The organism is Lysinibacillus sp. RU7, from assembly GCF_057837305.1.
In genome coordinates this window covers 1-232 of the sequence record NZ_JBYQFK010000336.1, presented here as the reverse complement: position 1 = coordinate 232, position 232 = coordinate 1, and the positions used below count along the sequence as shown (strand labels likewise).

1 protein-coding gene is annotated in these 232 nt (G+C 56.9%); it reads right to left on the bottom strand.

The genetic code is table 11. From position 1 onward, the window contains the following. A partial coding sequence (locus AC3II9_RS22620) for an LrgB family protein (protein WP_489159033.1) occupies positions 1–232 on the bottom strand: 232 nt, incomplete at both ends.

Here is a 232-nt window from a genome sequence, read left to right as displayed (position 1 = left end):
GCACCACCGACAACACCGCCGTCAGCGAGCCCGCCAGCAAACCGCAAACCAAGGGCAGCCAGGCCTTTTTGACCCGCTCAAGCTGCATAGCCAAAGGTATAGCCAGCGCAACCGTAGCCGGACCCAGCAGAAAAGAAATATATTGCGCGCCCGCCATATAGTCTTCATAAGGAACTCCTGCATACACAAGGAAAGGCACAATCAGGAGCACCGACAGGGCAACGGGGTTGAC